We start from the raw sequence: 19,438 nt of genomic DNA on the forward strand, positions 1-19,438 counted from the left end.
CCGATACCTGCCATCGTAACTCCCTGCTTCCGTCGATGTCACGGAGCGTCCAGAGTTGCCGGTGTGGCAAGACTCCTCACCGGCCTCTCGCTGGGCTACTTCCTGGTCATGCTGGACACGACGATCGTGACTGTCGCGCTCCCGTCCCTTTCCTCTTCTTTGTCCGACCAGCAATGGATTTCGAACGGCTACACGCTGACGTTCGCGGCCTTCCTCTTGACGGCCGGCGCCTGGTCGGACCGCTTCGGCGCCCGCCGGGTGTTCTTCGCGGGGCTGACTTCGTTCGCGGTGTTGTCCTTGTTGTCGGCTTTCGCGTTCTCCCCGGCTGTGCTGATCACGTTCCGCGCACTGCTCGGAGTGGCGGGCGCGCTGCTGGTGCCGTCATCGCTATCCCTGATCGCGACGGCCTACCCGTCGGCGGCCGCCCGCGCGAAGGCGATGGGGGTGTGGGCGGCGGTGAGCGGAACGGGCCTGGTGGCCGGCCCGCTCCTGGGCGGCCTCCTGACGCAGACCTTCGGCTGGCGCGCGATCTTCTTGGTGAACGTTCCGGTGGCGGCGGTGGCCCTGGCACTGTCCCGCTCGGCCCCGGCGACGCCGCCCAAGCCGGGCCGGGTCGATCTGGTCGGCCAGATCTCGGCGGTAGTCGCTTTGTCGACATTGACGTACGCGCTGGTCGAGAGTGCTTTTTGGCTCCTGCTGGTGTCTGTGGTCGCGGCCGCGGTGTTCGTCGTGTCGCAGCGTCGCCCGGACGCAATGCTCCCGCGACGCCTGCTGTCCCGCGGCCTCCTGGCGGGCGCGATCGTGAACTTCGGCTTGTCGGGCGTGTTGTTCGTGCTGTCGCTGTACTTCCAGGAGACGCGAGGTTATTCGCCGTCATCTACGGGCCTGGCCTTCCTGCCACTGACGATCCCGACGGCGTTCAACCCGATCTTCACGGGCCGTTTGGTGGCCCGCATCGGCCCGCGCATCCCGGCGGTATCGGGCTTCGTGCTGATGGCATCGGGAACGCTCCTCCAGGCGTTGTCGTCGGCACCGGCGTTGTCGGTGGTGGCGTTGGCACTGCTGGGTTTCGGAGTGTCCTTGGCAATCCCCTCACTGCTGACGTCGGTGGTCGGCTCAGCCCCACCCGAGCTGGCGGGCATCGCGGGCGGAGCATTGAACGCATCCCGCCAGACGGGCGCCGTCCTCGGCGTCGCGATCCTGGGTGCCCTGCTGAGCGCGACGACGACGTCCACCGCGCTCGTCGTGGCCGGCGTGGTGCTGCTCGCCGGCGCATTTCTGTTTCCCAAGAGTTGACTGTTTCCTATTCGCTCAGGCAACAGGAAACGCCTTGTTGTCCGATCCCGCGTGACGAATCCTGGTTGCAGGGCCCGGAAATCCTCCGGAATCCCTGAAAAACCACCATTCCCTTGGAGGATTCGTCATGTCCATGCCCAAGAAGCTGGCCAAATTTGGTGGGCCCGTGCTCGCGCTCTGCATCGTCGCGGCGGCGCCGCTGATCGGTTCCACCACGGCGTTCGCCGACGGTGACGGTGGTACCCCGCCGCCGCCGGTCACGACCACCAGCCCGCCGCCCGCGGGCACCGACGGCAACCCCTGGCACGGTTGATGTGCGCCGGGCCGGCCGTGCCCCGGCCGGCCCGGAATGCGTCATCGCGACGCGCAGGCGCATTCCCAGGAAGCCCGTTCGTCACGCACTTCACCGGCTTCCGGTAAATCGAGCGCGTCGAATTCGGCTTCGGCGGCGTCCCAGTGCGTCACCGCCCCGGAGTGCTCGCCCATCGCGTGCAGCGTTTCGGCGACACCGCGATGAGCGCGGGCCCGGTAGGCGCGGTTTCCGCTGCCGTCAGCCAGGTCCAAAGCTGCTTTGCACGCCGTCAAAGCGTCCCGCCGCGCGCCTTGGGCGAGCGCGGTCGCGCCGCGGTCGAGGTAGAGCTGGGTGCGCAGGTCGGCATCCGGTACGTTCGCCGCCACCTCACGAGCCTTGTCGTGGTAGCGCACGGCCTGGGGGTACCGGCCCTGTTGCCGGTGCACGTTGCCGATGTTGTTCAGCGCGTAAGCCTCGACGCAGTGGTCCCCGATCTCGGCGGCGTGCGCGTGCGCCTCCGTGTAACTGGTCAGCGCCTCCGGAAGCAGTCCCAGGTTCTCCTGCACGGACCCGAGGTTGTTGAGCGCGTGCGCCACACCCTGGACGTGACCGATTTCGCGCAGCATCCGCGCGGCCGCCGAGTGCTGGCCGAGCGCGACGTCGAGGTTGCCGTGCAGCTCGTTGAGGTAGCCGAGCATGCTCAGCGCGTGGGCCTCGCCTCGCCGGTCCTCGCTCTGCTCGTACTTCGCCAGCGCGACTTCGAGGTGGGCGATCGCCTGCTCGTGCTTGCCCAGCTCCATCGTCGGGATCGCGAGCGCGCACAACGTCGCCGCTTCGCCCCGCGTGTCACCGAGGCGACGCCATTTCGGCAGCGCCTGGGCGGCCAGCTCCAGCGCCTCCGCGAGCTGCCCGCGCCGGTCGTGCGCGGTGGCCAGCCGCAGCAGCACGTGCGCCTGGCCGTAGTCGTTGCCCGGGGTGGCGGACACGGTCTTCCACGCCAGCTCGAGGGTGCCGATCCAGTCCTCGAACTGGTTGGTCGTGTTGAAGTACCGCCACAGCAGCACGGCCAGCCGCCACGTGTGCTCGGGCAGGTCGTGCCGGGCGGCGTAGTGGATCGCGGCGACGAGGTTGTCGCGCTCGGCGGCGATCCACCGCAGTCCCGCGCCGGCGTCGGCGAAGTCCGGAGTCACCGCGCAGGACCGGTCGGAGGCGGGCAGCTGCGCCCGGTCGAAGGGGTATGCGGCGCCGACCGCGGCCGCCAGCGTGACGAGGTAGAAGTCGAGCAGCCGCACCAGCGCGCGGCCGGGCGCCGGATCGGCGGCGGCGAACTCCTTGAGCGGGTCCAGCATCTGGTACCGCTCCGGCGCGGCCTCCTCCAGCAGGCTGACTTCGTGCAGGTCGTCGAGCAGCAGCCGGGCCTCGGCGACGTCACAGCCGGCCAGCGCGGCGCCGCCCACGACGTCGACGTCCGGCCCGGGAAGGCTGCCGAGCAGCCGGAACATTGCGCGCTGCGCCGCGCCGAGCTGCTGGTAGGACACGCGGACGGCGGCGGTGCCGTCGGCGTCGTCCGTGCCCCACGGCCCGTTCTCTTCGAGCAGGTGCAGCAGGTGCTCCAGCGGCCACCGGTCGTGCCGCCGGAAGAGCGCGGCCGCCACCCGGACCGGCATCGGCAGGAAGCCGCACCGCTTGACGATCAGCGCCACCTCGGCCGCCCGGCCGCGCACCCGCGGCGGGTCGGTCAGCGCGTGGAACAGCTCGGCCGCTTCTTCCGGCGCCAACGGCGAAAGCCGGAGGTTCTCCCCGGTGTCCGCGTCGCCCATCCGCCGGCTGGTGACGACGGCGAGGCAGCCGTCGGCCTCGGGCAGCAGCGGCCGGATCTGCTCCGGCGACGCGGCGTTGTCCAGCACGACCAGCGTGCGCGTGCCCCACAACGTCGTCTGGTAGAGCGTGGCCTTCCGGCCCACGGTGGCCGGGATCTGTTCGGCCGGCACGCCGAGCTCGACCAGCAGCTCGGTGAGCGCGTCGCCGACGCTGGTCTCGGAGACGCCGGGGGTGAACCCGTTCAGGCGGGCGAGGAGCTGGCCGTCGGGGAAGCGGTCACGCAGGCGGTGCGCCGCTTCGACGGCCAGGCCGGTCTTGCCGACGCCCGGCGCGCCGCTCACCCAGACGGCACGACGTCCCTTCGCGGCGGCCGTCTCGATCGTGGCGATTTCGGTGGCGCGGCCGGTGAACCCACCGGGCCGCGACGGCAGTGAGCTGGGCGGTTCCCCGTGTTCGGCGCGCGCGGCGAGGTTGCGCAGCACCGGCCCCGGTTCCATGCGCAGCTCGGCGAGGGCGTCGCGGGTGCTGTTGAAGACGCGCAGCGCGCCGACCCGGTCGCCGCCGGCGATCAGGGCGCGCATCAGGAGTTCGGCGTGCTTCTGGCCGGCCGGGTCGGACCGGACGAACGGGCGCAGCCGGTCGCGCGCCGAGCGGTGGTCGCCGGTGTCCAGCTCCAGTTCGGCGAGGTCGCCGACGGCGTCGGGCAGGCTCTCCTCCGGGAGTACGACCTCGGGCCCGCCGACGCGGTCGATGTCGATGTCCTCGAGGAACCGCCCGCGCCACAGGCCGACGGCCTCCCGCAGCAGCTCGATCTTCCGACGCGCGTCGTCGGTCCGGCCGGCCTCGGCGCGCAGCCGGCCGAACCGGATGGTGTCCAGCTGGTCGTCGCCGAGCCGCAGGAGGTAGCCGGTCGGGGTCGTCTCGATGCCGACGCCGACGTCGCGCAGCCGCTTGATGTAACCGCGGATCAGGGTGGGCTTGGCTTCGCGGTCGGCCCAGACGATCTCGGCGAGCCGGGGGCTCGAGACCGGCTTGTTCGCGTTCAGGAGCAGCACGACGAGGACGAACCGTTGCTGCTGGTCACCCAGCTGCACCGGGGCGCCGTTGTGCCACGCCTCCAGCGGGCCGAGCATCCGAAACTCCACGCGGCCTCCCCGGCGTCAGCTTGCTGTCCCCGATTGGTGTCGCGCAATCGGCCGTTGGAGTTTCGGTAATCCGCATTTCTTGCACGTTCGATACACGCCGGGTTGCCAGACTCCGCCGGTCGTATCAGGGGTGAAGGAGAAACCGGTATGGGGTCCGACGTGTTGCCGTGTTACGTGGCATGCGACGTATCGCTTTCGATGGCCGACCACATAGGGGAGTTGAACAAGGGACTACGCGAGTTCCGCGGGGCGGTGCACGCGGACGCGTCGATCGCCGACCGGGTGCTGTGCAGCGTGATCGGCTTCGGGGAGGAGCCGAAGGTGATGCACGGGCTCTACCTCGCGGGGGAGGTCGCGGAGCTGCCTCCGCCGGGGCCGTGCGCGGGCACCAACTTCGGGCCGGTGTTCACCTGCCTGCGCTCGGCCATCGAGGAGGACTTCCGACTTTTGGATGCGCACCGGGTGCGGGTCCACCGGCCCCTGGTGTTCTTCCTGTCCGACGGCCAGCCGACGGACCCGGTGACCTGGCCGGCGGCGTTCTCGTCCCTGTGCGATCCGGCTTGGGTGCGCCGCCCACGGGTCGTGGCCTTCGGAGTCGGCGACGCGGACGAAGAGGCACTGGGCCGCATCGGCACGTTCCGCACGTACCTGAGCCGCGACGGCGTCCGCCTGGGGACGGCGCTGATCGCCTCGGTGATGCACGTTCTGTCCACTTCCGGTCCACCGCCCGGCCGCACTCTGTCCTGAAGGGGGTGCTGACCATGGAAACGCACTGAAGGAGAAGGACCGTGGAGCGTTCCGAGCTGGTCCGGGAGTTGAAGACGCTGCGCAAGGGCCGAGGGTTGGCGGGCCGAGTCGAGGATCGGATCGGCCCTCTTCTGAGATCGGCCTGTTCGGTGGCCGACGGCGACGGGATGGTGGCGATCCGGGAGAAGGTGTCGGACCGCTTGACCGGCCTGGCGGCGGACCTCCCTGAGGACCTGCGGGTGGCGGCGCTGGCGGCCTTCGCGATTTGCGCGGAGGCCCGCCAGCCGCTCTACCAGGACCGGGTCCGCTGGGCAGCTCACCGTTTGGACCGCGACCCCCGGACGGTCCGCCGCCGCGTGGACGAGGCGATCGACCTGCTGGCGGAGCTGGCTTCATCGCCTTCGTCGTCGCCGGCTGCTTCTGGGGACCAGTGGCACACGTCGTCGCTGGCTATCGCTTGTGTAGTGGACCCGCCTTTGATCCTCGAGCGGCGTCGGATCGTGGCCGATCAGGAGGGTCTTCAGTCGCTCGAGCTGGCGGTGTCCCTCCCGGCGGGACGCCCCTCGGCCACGGTTCTCTATGGAGGGACTTTGGTGGACCGGGGGATGGAGACGTCCTCGCGCTGGGGATATGGGCTGGAGCTACCTCGTCCGATGTCCCGTGGCGAGTCGTGGGAGGTGGGGATCCTGTTCCAGCCGCCGTCGCTGCGGCCGTACATGGTGACGGTGCCTCGCCAGCCGTGCGACGAGTTCGACCTGCGGGTCCGGTTCGGCCGGGTGCCCCCTCCGGAAGTCTGGGTGTTGAACGGCGCGTTCCAGCGGGACGTGTCGGACCCGGGCTACCGCGGCCGTCCATCGCAGATGGATTCGTCAGGGGAGGTGCACCTGCGATTCCGCGGCCTCATGCCCGGCCTGGCATACGGAGCGCGGTGGGAGTCGTCAGATCATCTGGCAAAGTCGGGACAGTGAGCGAGTACCAGTACTACGAGTTCCTGGCCGTCGACCACGAACTCGACGACGACCAGCAGGCGGAACTGCGGGCTCTGTCGACGCGCGCGGACATCACCGCGACGAGGTTCACGAACGAGTACCACTGGGGCAGTTTCGGCGGTAACCCGATGACCATGATGGAGCGCTACTTCGACGCCCATCTGTATGTCGCCAACTGGGGCATTCGCAGCCTCATGATCAAGCTTCCGGAACAGCTTCTCGACCTCGAAACAGCCCAGCGCTACTGCCCCGCCGACTCGGCGAGCGCTTGGCAGCACGGCGCGCACGTCATCCTCAGCCTCTACTCCGACGACGAGGACGGCGGAGATTGGGACGAGTCCGACGAGACTCGCCTCGGCGAGCTGATCCCGGTCCGCGTGGATCTCGCCGCCGGCGACCACCGTGCGCTCTATCTTTGCTGGCTGCTCGCCGCTCAAACCGAACTCGACGAAGAAGAACTCGAACCACCCGTGCCGCCGGGACTGAACCGCCTGACCGACACGCTGCGCGCGCTGGCAGAGTTTCTCCGGATCGACGACGACCTGCTGGCCATCGCCGCCCAAGCCAGTGGCCGGCCGGGCGATGTCGGCGAGCTCGCCGAGTTCGTCAAGGGGTTGCCGCAGCGGGGAAAAGACGCGCTGCTCGTGCGGTCGGTGACCGGTGACCCACACGTGGCGGCGGAGGTGCGCCGGCGCTTTCGCCGCCAGTTCGCCGACATCCCCGCCGCTGGTACCCGCACGGTGGGCGAACTGCTGCAGGCAGCGACGACCAAGCGGACCGAGCGGGAGGGAGTGGCCACCGCTCGTGCCGCGGCGGAAGCGTTGCTGAAGGAACGGGCGCGTGCCGAGGCGCGGGAGCTGCGACTCGAAGCACTGGCCGCGGACGAGGAGAACGCGTGGCGCGAGGTCGCCGCTTTGATCGAGTCCAAGCGGCCCGCCGGCTATGACGACGCGGTCGTGCTGCTCGCAGACCTCAAGGCCGTCAGCGCTCGAACCAGTGAAAGCGCGACATTCGCCGAGCGCTTCGCCGGCCTACGTGCCGAACACCGTCGCAAGCCGAGCCTGCTGGAGCGATTCGAGCGGTCCGGCCTCTGATCGGTGCACTCATGGCAAGTCGGGATCGGGAAGTTCGGCGGCGAACCCGGCGGCGGCGTCGCGGTCGACGAGTGCCTTGTCGGCAAGCCATTCGACTGCACGGCGTCGGGCCCGGACATCGCTGAACGCGTGCCAGGCGGGAAGAAGCTTCGGGTGTTCCTCGTACAACTCGTCCTTGAAGCGGCGAAAGGCGCCCTTGCCTTGGATGGCCCTCGCCAGCCGCCGGCGGGCCCGCTCGTCACCGATACCTTCGGCGAAGTCCGCCATGTCCCGGTACCAGACGTAGGACGGCAGTGGCTCAATCGCGATCAGATCCAGCTCGTCCAGGTCGACCGGGTGCTCGCCGTCGATCCCGCCGTCCGTGGTCCAAAACCCCATCTCACCGGTCCGAGGGTCGACCAGGTGGAAGTACTCGAAGTCGGTCTGGTCCTGCAGGGCCGTCCCGATTTCTTCGAGGTCGAACTTGTCCAGGCCGAGCATGCGGAAAGGGTAGCTGTACTGATCCGCTGACCCTGGTGCGACCGATGCGCTGCTGGTCGGCGCGGCCACCAGGTCTGGTGCACCTCCTCGGTGAGGAGCCGCCGCGCCGTTTGAATGTCATACTGCCTGCATTCGAACGACTACGGAGGGGAGTTGTCGATGGCGTTCACAGTGGACACCTTCCAGATCGGCCTGTACGGCGGCATCCTGCGGAACCACCACGACGACGCGAAGACCGCGGAGGGCTTCGTGCAGGCGAACCTGCAGATCGGTGCGCAACCCGGGTTGATCGCCGAACTGGTCGGCAGCCACGAACAGGCCAAGGGCGAAATCGTCAACGCGCTGACGGCGCTGACAGAGGTGTGTGAGGCGAGCAGCGCCGAACTCGATCGCACCTGGCAGATGTACGACCGCGTCGACGGACGCTCGGCCGAGCGGCTGGATCAGACATATCCCGACCCCGGACGCCCGCCGCAGATGCCGTCGGTGCCGGGGCTGCCCGCGGATACCAGCACCCAGGCCGTCCAGCAGATCGCTTTTCCGGCAGAACGGCTGAAGCCTCCGCAGGCCGCCGACTTCACCAATCCCATCCAGCTCGTCAACGACCTGGGAAACCTGATCAGCGCGGGCTATTGGACGCAGCAGTTCCTGGACGCGACGATCCAAGTGAACCCCGTCGAGGAGTTCTCGAACTGGGTGGCAGGCGATTGGGAGCAGTTCGCGAAGGCGTCGGATGCCCTGAACTCCTTGTCCTTCTTCTGCGCGGATCTCGCCCAGGACCTGAAGACGAACATCACCACCCTCTTGACGAGCTGGACCGGCAACGCTGCCAACGAAGCCTTCCAGTACTTCAGCGGGCTGGCCGACACGGTGAACGGCTACGCGGCGGGCCTCGGAGCTTTGCGCGACAAGTACCGTGAAGCGGCTCAGGGAGTGTGGGAGTTCTCGGAAACGATCAACGACATCATCCAGGACATCTTCGACAGCATCTTCTGGGGCGCTGTCGAGTTGGCCGCGGGCGGTGTTCTCGCCGAAACGGTCGTCGGCCCGGCCGTTCTCTGGAGCCTGGCCGCGCTGGAGTGCAAGAACGTGGTCGACGGCTGGAAACAGATGACCAACCTGCTGATGAACGTGCAGAACACGGTCCGCGTCATCCACGGCGGCGTCCTCGACGTCATCGGCTCCGGCGGAAGCTTCGAAGCCCACCCCCTGCCCGCCGGCTACAACCACCCGGGGGCTTGAGCATGTCCCAGGAATTCTCCCCGGACCCGGTGAAGAATCGCGCCCGTCAGGTGCTCTTGACCAAGCTGGCGGCCAACACGACCAACCCGGCGGCGGCCGAACTGGCACGAGAGCTCTTGGCCGGCAACGTAACGCCGCGCGGGGTACTGCGCTCGTCCCTATACGCCGACGTGCTCGGCGGAAGCACAGCCGGTTTCGCCGAGTGGTACGGCAATTTGTCGGAGTCCGAGAAGGACGCGCAGGCGGAAGCCGGGCGGAATGCGTTGTCACAGCTGGCATCCGACGAGAAGCCCGCTCCGTCCCACCGAGGGCGCCAAGACTCCGTCGACGACGAGGACTTCTCCGAGGTGGACTGGCTCGATGGCTGACCCGTTGTTCGATACCGACGCCATCCTCCGTAAGGCGTATTTCGGCGTTTGGCTCCTCGGCCTGGCCTTCGCTGGTTTCGCTATTTGGGGTGTGTTCCGCTATCCCCATTGGTCGTGGACGCTGCCCATCGTCGCGGCCGTGGTCGCACTGGCCGCGAACCACCGCCTGCGCAACGCAGATCGCCGGGGCGAAACGGTGCTGCTCGGTGCGGTGACCCTGGTGTTCGTCGTGGGGTCCGGGGTAATGCTCGGCGTGGCGCTTCGCCTCGCCAGAGCTTGAATGTGCCCCCGGCAGGATTCGAACCTGCGACACCCGCTTTTGTGGATCATGCCTGCCGTTGATCGTCGATAGTGATCGACATGGTCCGCCACCTGGCGATCTTTCGGCTACGGCGAGCCTGTACCTGTGGTCATTTGTGGTTATCTCGCAACCATTGGCGAGGGTAAAGCGTGGGCGACGGGCGGGGTGTTCGGTCACGACAGAACGCCGAACACCTGACCCGATGGCCCCTTGCTCTGATTCGGTGGTCATCAGACCTGCGGGCTGGGCGTCGAGATGTCCGTTGACCAGGGCAAGTCCGGGGCGTCGTTGGCCATCGTTGGGTGTTCCTCGGTAGTGCGGTGTGGCATGGATGTGACACGGGTGGAGCTCGCCCCTCGAGGGCTGGGTTGCAACACCCACTCTTGTGAATATGCCCTCCACTGATCGCCGACAGAGATCAACATTGTCCGCCGCCTGGCGATCTGCTGGTAGCAGTAGCCGGCCCGGGCGATGTGTGCTGCCATCGGTTCGCATTGGTCGTCCCGTGCTGGTGTGGTGTGGCATGGATGCGTCTCTGGGTCTCTTGGCTTGATAGTAGAATTAGATCTTGGTTGATGTCGGCGGCCGATGATCATTATACCCCTGCGCCTGCGGTCTTAACGTTAGCAAATGGGCGTTGATGGCCGTCCTTGGTGTTGTTGGTCGGTGTCCGATGAGAGTGTTAAGCAGGTTGACTTTAGGCGGGGAGGGTTGCTCGTTATCGGTCGGTTGGGCGGGGTATGATGCAAGATTTCCGGAGGGTGGCTGTGCGCGGGGAGGTGGGGCTCGTTGAAGAACGAGTTGACAAGGATGGTTGCGCAGCGGCATACGGTAAATCCGCGCACTGTTCTGGGGTTTTATGCAACGATTATATCGGTTGTGTTTGCCGGAGTTTTGGCGTCGGTTACAACGCTTGCGATAAATGATGTCGCCACCTGGCTGATTCCATGGATTTTAGGGGTAGGATTCATGATTGTTATCAGCGTTATAGGAGTGGTTGCATTCATCAATATCAAAAAGCCTGCAAACCTAATGCTTGGTCAGATATCTGGTCGGGAGTATGCGGAGATAAGCCGGGTAACCCTTGGTGATGACCAGTCTGGCGAGAGGGTTGTTCAGGTTGAGGGCGTAATTGAACGCGGGGTGAACATTTCGGTTTCGGAACCTGCGGCGCGGTTGGATGTTGAGCAGGCTGCAGCTGCCGAACTGGACTCAGGGGGGAGCGAAGATGGCAAGTAGGGCTCTAATTGTATTGACTGAAGGGCTCGACGGTACTCAGCGCGCCCTGGTGCAGCAGGCTATAAAAGATCATGCCAAGAAGTGGTGGCATGAATTCTTAGATGCATGGATAGTGATCACGGATGATGATGTGCTGGTTTGGCGAGACCGACTAAAGCTTATTACCGCTCTTCCTGGTGGAAAGCTGCTTGTCCTGAGGCTTCCTGAGGTTGGAGCGCGAATCTGGGCGGGCTCTGCAAGTGCGAAAACCCTTGAGTGGCTTCCTGGAAACTTGAACGTGGAACCTGACGAGGAAAGCGATGCGTCCGAAGAAGTAGGTTTTGCGGATGAGCCGCCTTTTTAGAGAATCATGATAATATGAATTCCTTGTCGACCTATGCGGGCGCGGCTCGTCCGTCAGGCTCAGTGGGGCGTGAATTCTCGACTCCCTGAGCTTTCTTGGTGCTTTCAGATCTGCGAACTTGTCTTATTTGGCGTGTGGGAAATCGCAGCTCTTGATTATGGACGGTGGCCGTCGTCTGCTGGTGTGATGTGCCGAGTGTGGTCCGTCGCCTACTGGTTCAGGGGCGGCTAGCGCGCACTCCTGGGATGATTACTTACCGTGATCTCCTGGTGGTTGGTCCGCGCGTCCGCTTCCCCTTCGGTAGAGGATGCTACTAAGTTGATCAGATGCTGTACTTACTGTTGCCCGATCTCGGGATGAAGTGGATTGATCTGCCTGCGCGGATGGTGCTTGAGGGCGCGCGGAAGAGGAAGTTGGACTTAGGTGGACTGAACTGGGAGCTGAGCGAACGCCGCGCAGATGACGCCATCGTGGGGTTGGCGTTGCGGAGTGGCCTGCCCTGTTCGATTGGGGTGATCCTGGATGCGGGAGAAGTCAGTGTTCTGGATCATCCAGGCGACATCAGGCGTGCTCACGCGGCCTCCGCTGCCGCTCAGGAGAAGCTTCGTGTGTCAACGGGTGCGATGATGGAGAACATCATGCCTGGATGGACAGCCGATACCGCTCGCCTTGATGAGCTTGTTGCCGAAAGCGCAGAGTCTGCGATTGCGAGGGCGGAGCAGGAACGAGCCGAGTTGCTGGCGTTGCCGATTAAGGAAGAGGTGCTTGAGCACTGGCGAAAGATCGGTGGAAAAGCCCCAATAGGAAGTTAATTCCTGCCATCTATGCAAGTGGGTGGCCTTTCGGCATCTCGTCGACCTGGCTCAGCCCGATCACGCTGTGTCAAGGGGGCGCTTACCGTCTGACCGCCGCCGACCTGCTCGGCTGCCCCCTTGACGCGGCGTGATAGCCCTCCGGGAGGTCGTCGAGATGCCGTTCGGCCGCACACGGACGCAACCGTCGCGCTCGACTCGGCCATCTCGGAGACCTGCCCGTCCGGCGAGGACATTCTCTTCTTCTTGAGCTGCGGTCCCCGGTGCAGCCGCCGGCCGGTCGCGTGGGTGCCGGAGGCGGGCCCCGCGCGTGCCGGCCGATAGCGGCGCGGCCCCGGAGGGGCCGCCTTGAACAAGAAAAGAAACTCTGAACACGTACTAAGCGGTGGGGATCAGGCGGCTGTCGTAGCCAGCGGTGATCAGCCGGTCGTAGGCGCCTGTAACGTCGGCAGGGATCTCCTGCGGGATGGCGTACCCGGCATCTGCGTAGACGGTCAGCCGCTGGGTGTCTCCAACGAGCATGTCGATCACGCGCTTGTGGTCGCCGATGCTCTCGACGTAGTCAGTTAGAGGCTGCTGGATCGCGGAGCAAAGGAAGTCGACCTCGGGCCATAGCTTCTTGGCCGTGGCGTACGCCCTGCGCTGCTGATAGGGGCGACTCAAGATCAAGGCCGTAGCAACCGGCGTGCCATGCTCCTGGAGCAGCTCGCGTGTGAACTCGAAGTTCTCGGCGGTGTTCGTCGCCTTCGGTTCGACCAGGATTGCGCTGTCAGGGACGCCTGCATCGATCGCGATCTCGCGGTAGTGCACGGCCTCGCCTCGGGGAAACCGCTCGACGGTCGTCGGCGCATTGGCTCCTGTGAACGCGACCAAGGGGAACAGGCCCTTGGTGTAGAGCTGAGCTGCATAGACGGCAACACTCGGATCGTGGCTCCCGAGTCCGATCGCGACGTCGACAGGCCTGAGCGGGTCGTCGATGCGATGGAAGTTCCACAGCGTCTCGACGTCTTCGCGAAGGTCGTCGGGGATGGTCGACGTCGGCACGGGCGTCTCCTCGGGTTGGGGCTACTCGGGGATCTTGAACGTGTAGGTCCAGGCGAACCGCGACGCGGCATGGACGCCACGGGCGAACTCGACGGCGGTCCCGTCGGCGGTCCTGGTGGTCCGATGGAGGATCATCACCGGCTCGCCAGCGGGGAGCTCCAGTTCGTCGATTTCCTCAGGCGTCGGCATCCGAGCTGAGATCGTCTCCGTCATGGTGTCGGGTTCGAGTCCCTGCATGGTGAGGACCGCGAACCCGCCTCCAGGTGAGGCGTTGCCGGGCTTCGGATCGACGATCGGCGTGTTCTCGACGTCGTCCGGCCGGTAGTAGCTCGCCAGGTTGTGAGTCGGCCGGCCATCCTGCTTGACCAGTCGGGCCCGCTCGTAGACCGGGCTCCCCACCTCGACGCCGAGGGCCTGGGCGATCTCCGTGTCGGCCTCGACCAGCGTGACGCGGTTGGTCTGGTCCGAGCGGTTCCAGGTTGCCCCGGACGCTTCACGGTCCGCCGCGAACGCCACGAGCCCGAACTTCCACTTGCTCTTGGCGTACCTCTCCATGCCAAGTCGCTTGAGGGCGGGCCGACTGCGGACGACGGTGCCCTTGCGCCGCACCGGAGTTACCAGGCCCTCGGCCTCAAGAACACCGATCGCCTTGCGCACCGTGTTGACGTTGACGTCGTACTGCGTCGCGAGTTCGTTCTGCTTCGGCAGCGTGGTCTCTGGCGCGTACTCCCCGCCCTTGATCGCCTCCCGTAGGACGGCGGCGAGGTCTCTGTATCCGATGGTCACACGACGTCCCTTCGCAGGTCGATAACGCTATCTCTACCGCCAGTCTACCGCTACGGCGACCTGATAGAGATAGTTCTATTGACACATGGCGTCGCCGGTGGTTTTATAGAGATAGTTCTATTGGAGACCTTGGGAGGCAGACATGCAGGACATCCCGTTCGTCAGCTCGGGCTACCGATTCATGGTCACCGAAGCGCCGACCATGAAGATGCGCGAGGTTAAGGGGGAGCTGACCCCGGCGGTGGACCGCGAGGGCAACCAGGCGTTCGTGGTCATGCTGTTCGCGAAGCCGCGTCCGGTGGAGGGGCGACGGCCGGGCAAGGGCGAGGAAATCAAGGTGACGCTCGCGTCGGACCCGGGGGAGGGGTTCGAGGAGGGCTCCTACGTCGAGTTGATCAACCCGGTGTTGAACACGTGGCAGACGACCGGCGATGACGGCCGGATCTCTGGTTCGGGTCTGTGGTTCAAGGCTCTCGGTTTGAAGCCTGTCGGGTCGGGTGCTGCGCAGCGCGCCGCCTGAGCCTGACCTCATGACCGGTGGGTGACCGGTTCGCGCGGCTACCTCCCCGGCCGTCGCGTGATCACCACCCTGGAGCCCTTCCCAAGTCGGTTGGCGGCCCGTTTCGAGTCGGGCAAGGGCACTTCTCGTTCTTTGACAAATACAGAGTGGGCCGATCCATGCCTAAAACCGCGCTGTTTGTGGTGGCGCGCCTCGATTCCCGGCCGGACTGTTCGTCCGGGGGTCCTGGGGTTCTACCACGGAGTTTCGAGCGGAAGGAGTAGGCGGATGGGTGGCGCATTGAACGCGGTTCGGGGTGGGTTGTCGTCGTACGACCCGCACGGCCCGAAGCGGGGTTCCTGAGACCAACCACGTCTGTTCGGCAAGTTTCTGGCTGTCACCGACACGAGTTGCCACGTGCACCGTGTGCGGCCGCCAGTGGCACATGTAAGGGAGGAGAAAGCGGTGTTCACGTACTTGGTGTGGCTCGTGCTGGTCGGGCTGCTGATCGTGGCGGCCCCGGTGTTCGGGGTGCTGGCGTTGGTCTCCGGGCTGGCGCTGGCGTGGAAGGCGGGCCGGTGATGGGCATCTGGATCACGGCGGAGAAGTGGATGACCTCGGATGTGACCGACCACCAGGCGGAGGTCACGCCGGACGGTTGGACGGTGACGTTGTTGCCGGGCCGGTTCCTGGACCGAAACGACGCGATCACCGCCTTGACGCTCGCGGAGGTCTACGCACAGGATCCGCCGGCGGATTCGGATCTGTGGGTGCACGCCCGGTCCTGGGAACGGGAACTGGGCCTCGACGGGTGGGATCACCGGTGAGCCGCCCGGTGAAGGTCGGCGTGGTGATCCGGATGCTTGCGGCTCGGCTGGAGCAGGAACGGGCCGCCGCGCTGGCGGAGACGACCGATGACCTGTCCTGGCAGGCGGGGTTCTGCGAAGGCATCGAACACGCTCGACACGTGATCCGGAACGGGGGCTGACATGCCGGAAATCCTGGCGATCATCACGGCGGCACACGAGGCGTACCGCGCGTTCGCCGCCACCGAACCGGACAAGGACATCAAGGTCGCGGTCGGAAACGCGGTGCGCTTCCTCACGGCAGACCTCACCTCGGCGGCCGAACTGGTCGCCACGACACGCGAAGGGTAAGCGGCAAATGCAGCACGACATCCGAGACATGATCGACGGCTTGACCATCGCATTCCACAAGTTCCGGAGCGCTGACGTGCCGGATGAGGCGAAGGTGCAGGCCGGTCGGTCGATCCGCGCGCTGGTCGGTGACCTGTCCGGCTTGGCGTGGTCGCTGGAGCACAACCCGGAGAGGTGGAGCTGAGATGCAGCTCAAGACGCTGAACCGGCGTGCGCAGCAGCGTTACGCCACGTTCGTGAACACCTTGGACATGGTGGCCGAAGTCCTCGGCGAGGTCGACAAGCTCATCGACCGCTACGACGACAAGGCCATGTCCGAGTCCTGGACCATCGCCAGCCAAGACGAACTGAAAGCGTTCCGCACCAAGGCGTTCGACGAACTCGACCGCCTACGGACGCTCGGCAAGAAGCACGAGGCCGAGCTGGTCTCGCGGGACTGGAGGTTCTGATCATGGCGCACCAGGTCGACCGGGTCGTCGACGACCTCGACACAGCGCTCCTGCAGCTTCGCGAGTCGATGAAGGGCATGCCGTTGAACCGCAACGGCTTCAAGGCCGCACACGCCCGCGCGGCCCGCGCGATGGGCACGCTCACCACCGAGCTGACCGACGCCCGCGCGGCCATCACCCTCTGACCAACCACACATGATCCGTTTCGCACGAGACCGGCCCCGCCACCTCCCACCACGGGACGCGGGGCCGGTCTCGTGCTGTTCGAGAGGACCACCAAGCCATGAACACCCCCAAGTCGTCCCGCCAGACCGGGACCGAAGTCAAGGCGCTCAAGTGGCTCGTCCGCCACCCCGGCGCCACCGCCGGACCGGGCGCCATCCTCGGGGCCGGTCTCGAGCTCGGCTGGACCGCCACCGGCGGCATCACGGGCGGAACGGCCGGCGCCTTGCTCTGCTGGTACCGAGCGCACCCGGACACCTTCGACCACTACGCCGCCCCGCGGCTTCGAGCCTGGCGCCGCCGCTGGTCGGTCTACGTCGGGCCGCGCTTCACCCGCGCGCTGCGGGCCTGCGACATGTACGTCACCGACCGCAAGACCGGCGAGGACCTCTTCCCGCGCATCACCCGGCTGCGGTCCTACTCCCCGTCCGTGGACGTGGTCACGCTGGCGTTGGCGCGTGGGCAGGCTCGCCGCTCGATCGAGGAGAACCTCGAACGACTGGCGGACACGCTGAGGGTGCAGCGGATCGCGTTCGAGCACCCGAAGCCCGGCTTCGTCGCGCTGATCATCGAACGCTCGGAGCCGTTCACCGAGACCATCCCGGCTCCGGAGATGCCGGACACGGCCGAGTCGGTCGACCTGGATGACATCTATGTCGGGGACACCGAGTACGGCACGGACTGGCGGCTGCGGCTGCGTTCGCACCTGTTCATCGCGGGCGCGACCGGCGCAGGCAAGAACTCGATCGTCCTCTCCGAGCTGCGCGGGCTGGCTCCGCTGATCCGCGACGGGCTGGTCCGGTTGTGGATCTGCGACCCGAAGCAACTGGAGTTCCGCAAGTTCGGCGACGCCCACGCCGCCTACCGCTACGCCGACACCGAGGAGACCTGCGCGGCACTGGTCGACGAGTACATCGCGGACCTACGCACAGTGCAGCAGTCCTTCGCCGCCACGGGCCGCCGCAAGATCGAGGTCTCGGCCGAGACGCCGCTGAACCTGCTGATCATCGACGAGATCGGGGCGCTGCTGGCCTACGGCGACGGCTCGATCGCCCGCACGTTGCGCAAGCAGCTCGCCATCGTCGGCTCGCAGGGCCGTGCCACGGGGCATTTCATGACGGCGTTGGTGCAGGAACCGACCAAGGACACGGTGCCGGTGCGGGAGCTGTTCCCGACTCGGGTGTGCTTGCGGGTCACGGCTCAGTCGCACGTGGACATGGTCCTCGGGGACGGTGCCCGGCTGCGGGGCGCGCTGGCGGACGAGATCCCGAATGTCCCGGACACTGCCGGTATCGGCTACGTGATCCGGCAACGCACCCGCGTCCCGCAACGCGTCCGCGCCGCCTACGTCGATGACCGGGAGATCGACGAACTGATCGCCTTCATCCGCTCCGGCCGGCCGATGCCGGGGCTGTCGGTGGTGGCGTGATGACCACGGTCAACTACCCGGCCGTGGTCCACGCGCCGCACTTCGCGATCGAGAAGGTTACCTTCGAGACCGGGCTGCAGCGGCTCAGCGATCGCCTGTATTCCTCCCGCGAGGACGCCGAAACGTGGGCGAGCGTGCTGCGGGGACCGGGCGACAAGGTCCTCATCGCGGAGTACAGCGTCGCCTACTACGCCCGCTGCGTCGTCTGCGGCGAGTACCCCAACGACGACCGGATGTGCTTCGGCGACTGGCACGAGCTGGGCCAGTACCTCACCCACGAGCCCGGCTGGCGCTGGACGTCCGAACAGCTCGTGTTCTGCCCGACCCACCGACCGACCAAGGAGGACTGACCATGTGGCGTCTCGGCTTCTATGTGTGGCGAGTCTGGCTCTACGCCAAGTACGGCGTCCCGGCCGCGCTCGTGCTGTGGCTGATCTACCTCGGACAGGGCGCCTCGGTGCTGTTCTGGATCGTGGCCGCCGTGTTCGCCTGCGTCGGGCTCGGCCTGGTGCTCGGGATCACCGAGTTCCGCAACCGGGAGTTCGGCGACGTCGGGCGGGAGCGCGTCCGATGAGCCGCCGCGCCGACTCTGGACAGCTCGGTCTGTTCGGCAGTCCCACTTCGGCCCCCGCACCGGCGGCCGGTCGCGCGTGTCCTCCGGCTCGGGGACGCCGCAAGCCGCTCGGCTCGCCCGGCAACCCGCTGGTGGCCAAAGACGTGCTCACGGACGTCCGGGACGGCAAGTTCGGGCTCCTGGACGACACCGACCGCGTGATGGTCCTCGACGGCGAGGGCCACTGCCGGGCCGCGCAAGAGGACGACGTCGTCATGCACCTGGTGTCCATCGGCTACGTCGACCGCAGCCCGGCCAGGGAAGCGATCTCGTGCCTGCACGGCGTGGTCCGCAAACCCGTCCTACCGCTGCGACTGACTCGACGCGGCCGGGACATGCTCCAACGCTGGTCCAACCTCACTCCGTTCTGAGAGGAGAACATCATGTCCACTGCGGACAGTACGAACAGGACTCGTCGGCTGGTGGACGTCATCCGAACACTGGTCGCCGTCGTCCTCGGCACGATCGGCGCGGCGGCCGGGTTCACCCACACTCACGACTGGGCTGTGCACCACGGGCAGCTCGGCTGGATCGCCTGGGCCGACGCGGTGGTGATCGAGGGCATCGTCATCGTCGCCGGGTTCGAGATCCAGCGCGACCACCGCACCGGAGGGTCCCGCAAGCTCACGTTCCCGGTGGCGGTGCTCGTGGCCGGGTTCGGGGTGCAGATGGCCGCCCAAGTCGCGCTCGCCGAACCGACCCCGGCCGGGTGGCTCGTGGCCGCGATGCCGGCACTCGGGTTCCTCGTGGTCGTCAAGCTCCTCATGCGCCGCACCCCGGCCCCCGAGGACCCGGAACCCGCCACCGAGTCCGGCTCGGTCACCGTGACCGCGTCCCGGACCGACGTTGTCGCAAAACCGGCACCGGTCGCGGTGGCCACTGCTGACCGACCTCGGCTCAAGCTCCCCGCCGAGCTGACCAGCCGGATCAACACCGCCGCCGAAACCGCCCGCAACGAAGGGCGGGAGCTGACCATCGAGGAGATCCGCCGTGTCGTCCGCGTCCCGGAGCCGATGGCCGCGCAGATCCTGCAAGACCTCACGACCGCCTGAATCACTCCCCACACACAC

Annotated in this window: 27 protein-coding genes; 23 read left to right on the forward strand and 4 right to left on the reverse strand. The window is 66.7% G+C overall.

What is annotated here, in order from left to right; all coding sequences use genetic code 11:
- Positions 1–63 precede the first annotated feature (63 nt).
- Together AB0C38_RS23440 and AB0C38_RS23445 are read left to right on the forward strand one after the other, a co-directional pair.
- A complete protein-coding gene (locus AB0C38_RS23440; RefSeq protein WP_360676875.1) occupies positions 64–1,296 on the forward strand; it encodes an MFS transporter in 1,233 nt (410 codons plus the stop codon).
- A gap of 127 nt (positions 1,297–1,423) precedes the next feature.
- Positions 1,424–1,609, forward strand: coding sequence for a hypothetical protein (locus tag AB0C38_RS23445; RefSeq protein ID WP_360676877.1), 186 nt, complete (start codon positions 1,424–1,426; stop codon positions 1,607–1,609).
- A 41-nt stretch (positions 1,610–1,650) separates the two neighbouring features.
- Here AB0C38_RS23445 and AB0C38_RS23450 read toward each other — a convergent pair whose 3' ends face one another.
- The gene (locus AB0C38_RS23450; RefSeq protein ID WP_360676879.1) at positions 1,651–4,554 is read right to left on the reverse strand and encodes a tetratricopeptide repeat protein; all 2,904 of its coding nucleotides are present in this window, start codon (positions 4,552–4,554) and stop codon (positions 1,651–1,653) included.
- Positions 4,555–4,773: 219 nt separating this feature from the next.
- On the opposite strand from AB0C38_RS23450, the gene AB0C38_RS23455 reads away from it, so the two are divergent.
- From AB0C38_RS23455 to AB0C38_RS23465, 3 genes are read left to right on the forward strand one after another with little or no spacing between them, the layout of a single operon-like run.
- Positions 4,774–5,301 carry a hypothetical protein gene (locus tag AB0C38_RS23455; RefSeq protein ID WP_360676881.1) on the forward strand — a complete coding sequence of 176 codons (528 nt, stop codon included), beginning with the start codon at positions 4,774–4,776 and terminating at the stop codon, positions 5,299–5,301.
- 41 nt (positions 5,302–5,342) lie between these two features.
- The gene (locus tag AB0C38_RS23460) at positions 5,343–6,269 is read left to right on the forward strand and encodes a hypothetical protein (RefSeq protein WP_360676883.1); all 927 of its coding nucleotides are present in this window, start codon (positions 5,343–5,345) and stop codon (positions 6,267–6,269) included.
- Positions 6,266–7,384, forward strand: coding sequence for a hypothetical protein (locus AB0C38_RS23465; protein ID WP_360676885.1), 1,119 nt, complete (start codon positions 6,266–6,268; stop codon positions 7,382–7,384). Before AB0C38_RS23460 ends, AB0C38_RS23465 begins: the two co-directional genes overlap by 4 nt.
- 9 nt (positions 7,385–7,393) lie before the next feature.
- On the opposite strand, the gene AB0C38_RS23470 is transcribed toward AB0C38_RS23465, so the two are convergent.
- A complete protein-coding gene (locus AB0C38_RS23470; protein ID WP_360676887.1) occupies positions 7,394–7,864 on the reverse strand; it encodes a UPF0158 family protein in 471 nt (156 codons plus the stop codon).
- 159 nt (positions 7,865–8,023) lie between these two features.
- Here AB0C38_RS23470 and AB0C38_RS23475 point away from each other — a divergent pair, with 159 nt between their 5' ends.
- From AB0C38_RS23475 to AB0C38_RS23500, 6 genes are all read left to right on the forward strand, one after another.
- Entirely contained in the window at positions 8,024–9,106 is a 1,083-nt protein-coding gene (locus tag AB0C38_RS23475; RefSeq protein ID WP_360676889.1) for a hypothetical protein, read from the forward strand.
- A gap of 2 nt (positions 9,107–9,108) precedes the next feature.
- Positions 9,109–9,474: a hypothetical protein gene (locus AB0C38_RS23480; RefSeq protein WP_360676891.1), complete on the forward strand. Its 366-nt coding sequence runs from the start codon at positions 9,109–9,111 to the stop codon at positions 9,472–9,474.
- The gene (locus AB0C38_RS23485) at positions 9,467–9,754 is read left to right on the forward strand and encodes a hypothetical protein (RefSeq protein WP_360676893.1); all 288 of its coding nucleotides are present in this window, start codon (positions 9,467–9,469) and stop codon (positions 9,752–9,754) included. The genes AB0C38_RS23480 and AB0C38_RS23485 overlap by 8 nt, the downstream gene beginning before the upstream one ends.
- Positions 9,755–10,564: 810 nt before the next feature.
- Positions 10,565–11,014, forward strand: a complete 450-nt coding sequence (locus tag AB0C38_RS23490; protein ID WP_360676895.1) for a hypothetical protein — start codon at positions 10,565–10,567, stop codon at positions 11,012–11,014.
- Positions 11,004–11,357: a hypothetical protein gene (locus tag AB0C38_RS23495; RefSeq protein WP_360676897.1), complete on the forward strand. Its 354-nt coding sequence runs from the start codon at positions 11,004–11,006 to the stop codon at positions 11,355–11,357. Before AB0C38_RS23490 ends, AB0C38_RS23495 begins: the two co-directional genes overlap by 11 nt.
- A gap of 326 nt (positions 11,358–11,683) precedes the next feature.
- On the forward strand, positions 11,684–12,169 hold the full coding sequence (locus tag AB0C38_RS23500) for a hypothetical protein (protein WP_360676899.1): 486 nt from the start codon (positions 11,684–11,686) through the stop codon (positions 12,167–12,169).
- A 378-nt stretch (positions 12,170–12,547) separates the two neighbouring features.
- On the opposite strand, the gene AB0C38_RS23505 is transcribed toward AB0C38_RS23500, so the two are convergent.
- Both AB0C38_RS23505 and AB0C38_RS23510 read right to left on the reverse strand, forming a co-directional pair.
- Positions 12,548–13,213, reverse strand: coding sequence for a YdcF family protein (locus AB0C38_RS23505; protein WP_360676901.1), 666 nt, complete (start codon positions 13,211–13,213; stop codon positions 12,548–12,550).
- 21 nt (positions 13,214–13,234) lie between these two features.
- On the reverse strand, positions 13,235–13,999 hold the full coding sequence (locus AB0C38_RS23510) for a GntR family transcriptional regulator (protein ID WP_360676903.1): 765 nt from the start codon (positions 13,997–13,999) through the stop codon (positions 13,235–13,237).
- Positions 14,000–14,141: 142 nt separating this feature from the next.
- On the opposite strand from AB0C38_RS23510, the gene AB0C38_RS23515 reads away from it, so the two are divergent.
- The 12 genes from AB0C38_RS23515 to AB0C38_RS23570 all read left to right on the forward strand — a co-directional run bounded on the left by AB0C38_RS23515 (position 14,142) and on the right by AB0C38_RS23570 (position 19,420).
- Entirely contained in the window at positions 14,142–14,519 is a 378-nt protein-coding gene (locus AB0C38_RS23515) for a hypothetical protein (protein WP_360676905.1), read from the forward strand.
- Between the two features lie 590 nt (positions 14,520–15,109).
- Positions 15,110–15,325 carry a hypothetical protein gene (locus AB0C38_RS23520; protein ID WP_360676907.1) on the forward strand — a complete coding sequence of 72 codons (216 nt, stop codon included), beginning with the start codon at positions 15,110–15,112 and terminating at the stop codon, positions 15,323–15,325.
- A complete protein-coding gene (locus AB0C38_RS23525; RefSeq protein WP_360676909.1) occupies positions 15,322–15,486 on the forward strand; it encodes a hypothetical protein in 165 nt (54 codons plus the stop codon). Before AB0C38_RS23520 ends, AB0C38_RS23525 begins: the two co-directional genes overlap by 4 nt.
- A 1-nt stretch (position 15,487) precedes the next feature.
- On the forward strand, positions 15,488–15,655 hold the full coding sequence (locus AB0C38_RS23530) for a hypothetical protein (RefSeq protein WP_360676911.1): 168 nt from the start codon (positions 15,488–15,490) through the stop codon (positions 15,653–15,655).
- Positions 15,656–15,695: 40 nt separating this feature from the next.
- On the forward strand, positions 15,696–15,839 hold the full coding sequence (locus tag AB0C38_RS23535; protein ID WP_360676913.1) for a hypothetical protein: 144 nt from the start codon (positions 15,696–15,698) through the stop codon (positions 15,837–15,839).
- 1 nt (position 15,840) lies between these two features.
- A complete protein-coding gene (locus AB0C38_RS23540) occupies positions 15,841–16,104 on the forward strand; it encodes a hypothetical protein (RefSeq protein WP_360676915.1) in 264 nt (87 codons plus the stop codon).
- A gap of 2 nt (positions 16,105–16,106) precedes the next feature.
- The gene (locus AB0C38_RS23545; RefSeq protein ID WP_360676917.1) at positions 16,107–16,289 is read left to right on the forward strand and encodes a hypothetical protein; all 183 of its coding nucleotides are present in this window, start codon (positions 16,107–16,109) and stop codon (positions 16,287–16,289) included.
- Positions 16,290–16,387: 98 nt separating this feature from the next.
- Positions 16,388–17,755 (forward strand): FtsK/SpoIIIE domain-containing protein, encoded by a 1,368-nt coding sequence (locus tag AB0C38_RS23550; RefSeq protein WP_360676919.1) that lies wholly within the window; start codon positions 16,388–16,390, stop codon positions 17,753–17,755.
- On the forward strand, positions 17,755–18,105 hold the full coding sequence (locus AB0C38_RS23555) for a hypothetical protein (RefSeq protein WP_360676921.1): 351 nt from the start codon (positions 17,755–17,757) through the stop codon (positions 18,103–18,105). The genes AB0C38_RS23550 and AB0C38_RS23555 overlap by 1 nt, the downstream gene beginning before the upstream one ends.
- A gap of 2 nt (positions 18,106–18,107) precedes the next feature.
- Positions 18,108–18,329 (forward strand): hypothetical protein, encoded by a 222-nt coding sequence (locus AB0C38_RS23560; protein ID WP_360676923.1) that lies wholly within the window; start codon positions 18,108–18,110, stop codon positions 18,327–18,329.
- Entirely contained in the window at positions 18,326–18,739 is a 414-nt protein-coding gene (locus AB0C38_RS23565; protein ID WP_360676925.1) for a hypothetical protein, read from the forward strand. Before AB0C38_RS23560 ends, AB0C38_RS23565 begins: the two co-directional genes overlap by 4 nt.
- 12 nt (positions 18,740–18,751) lie before the next feature.
- A complete protein-coding gene (locus tag AB0C38_RS23570; RefSeq protein ID WP_360676927.1) occupies positions 18,752–19,420 on the forward strand; it encodes a DUF2637 domain-containing protein in 669 nt (222 codons plus the stop codon).
- Positions 19,421–19,438: the final 18 nt, after the last annotated feature.

The organism is Amycolatopsis sp. NPDC048633, assembly GCF_040650695.1.
Classification (GTDB): Bacteria; Actinomycetota; Actinomycetes; order Mycobacteriales; family Pseudonocardiaceae; genus Amycolatopsis.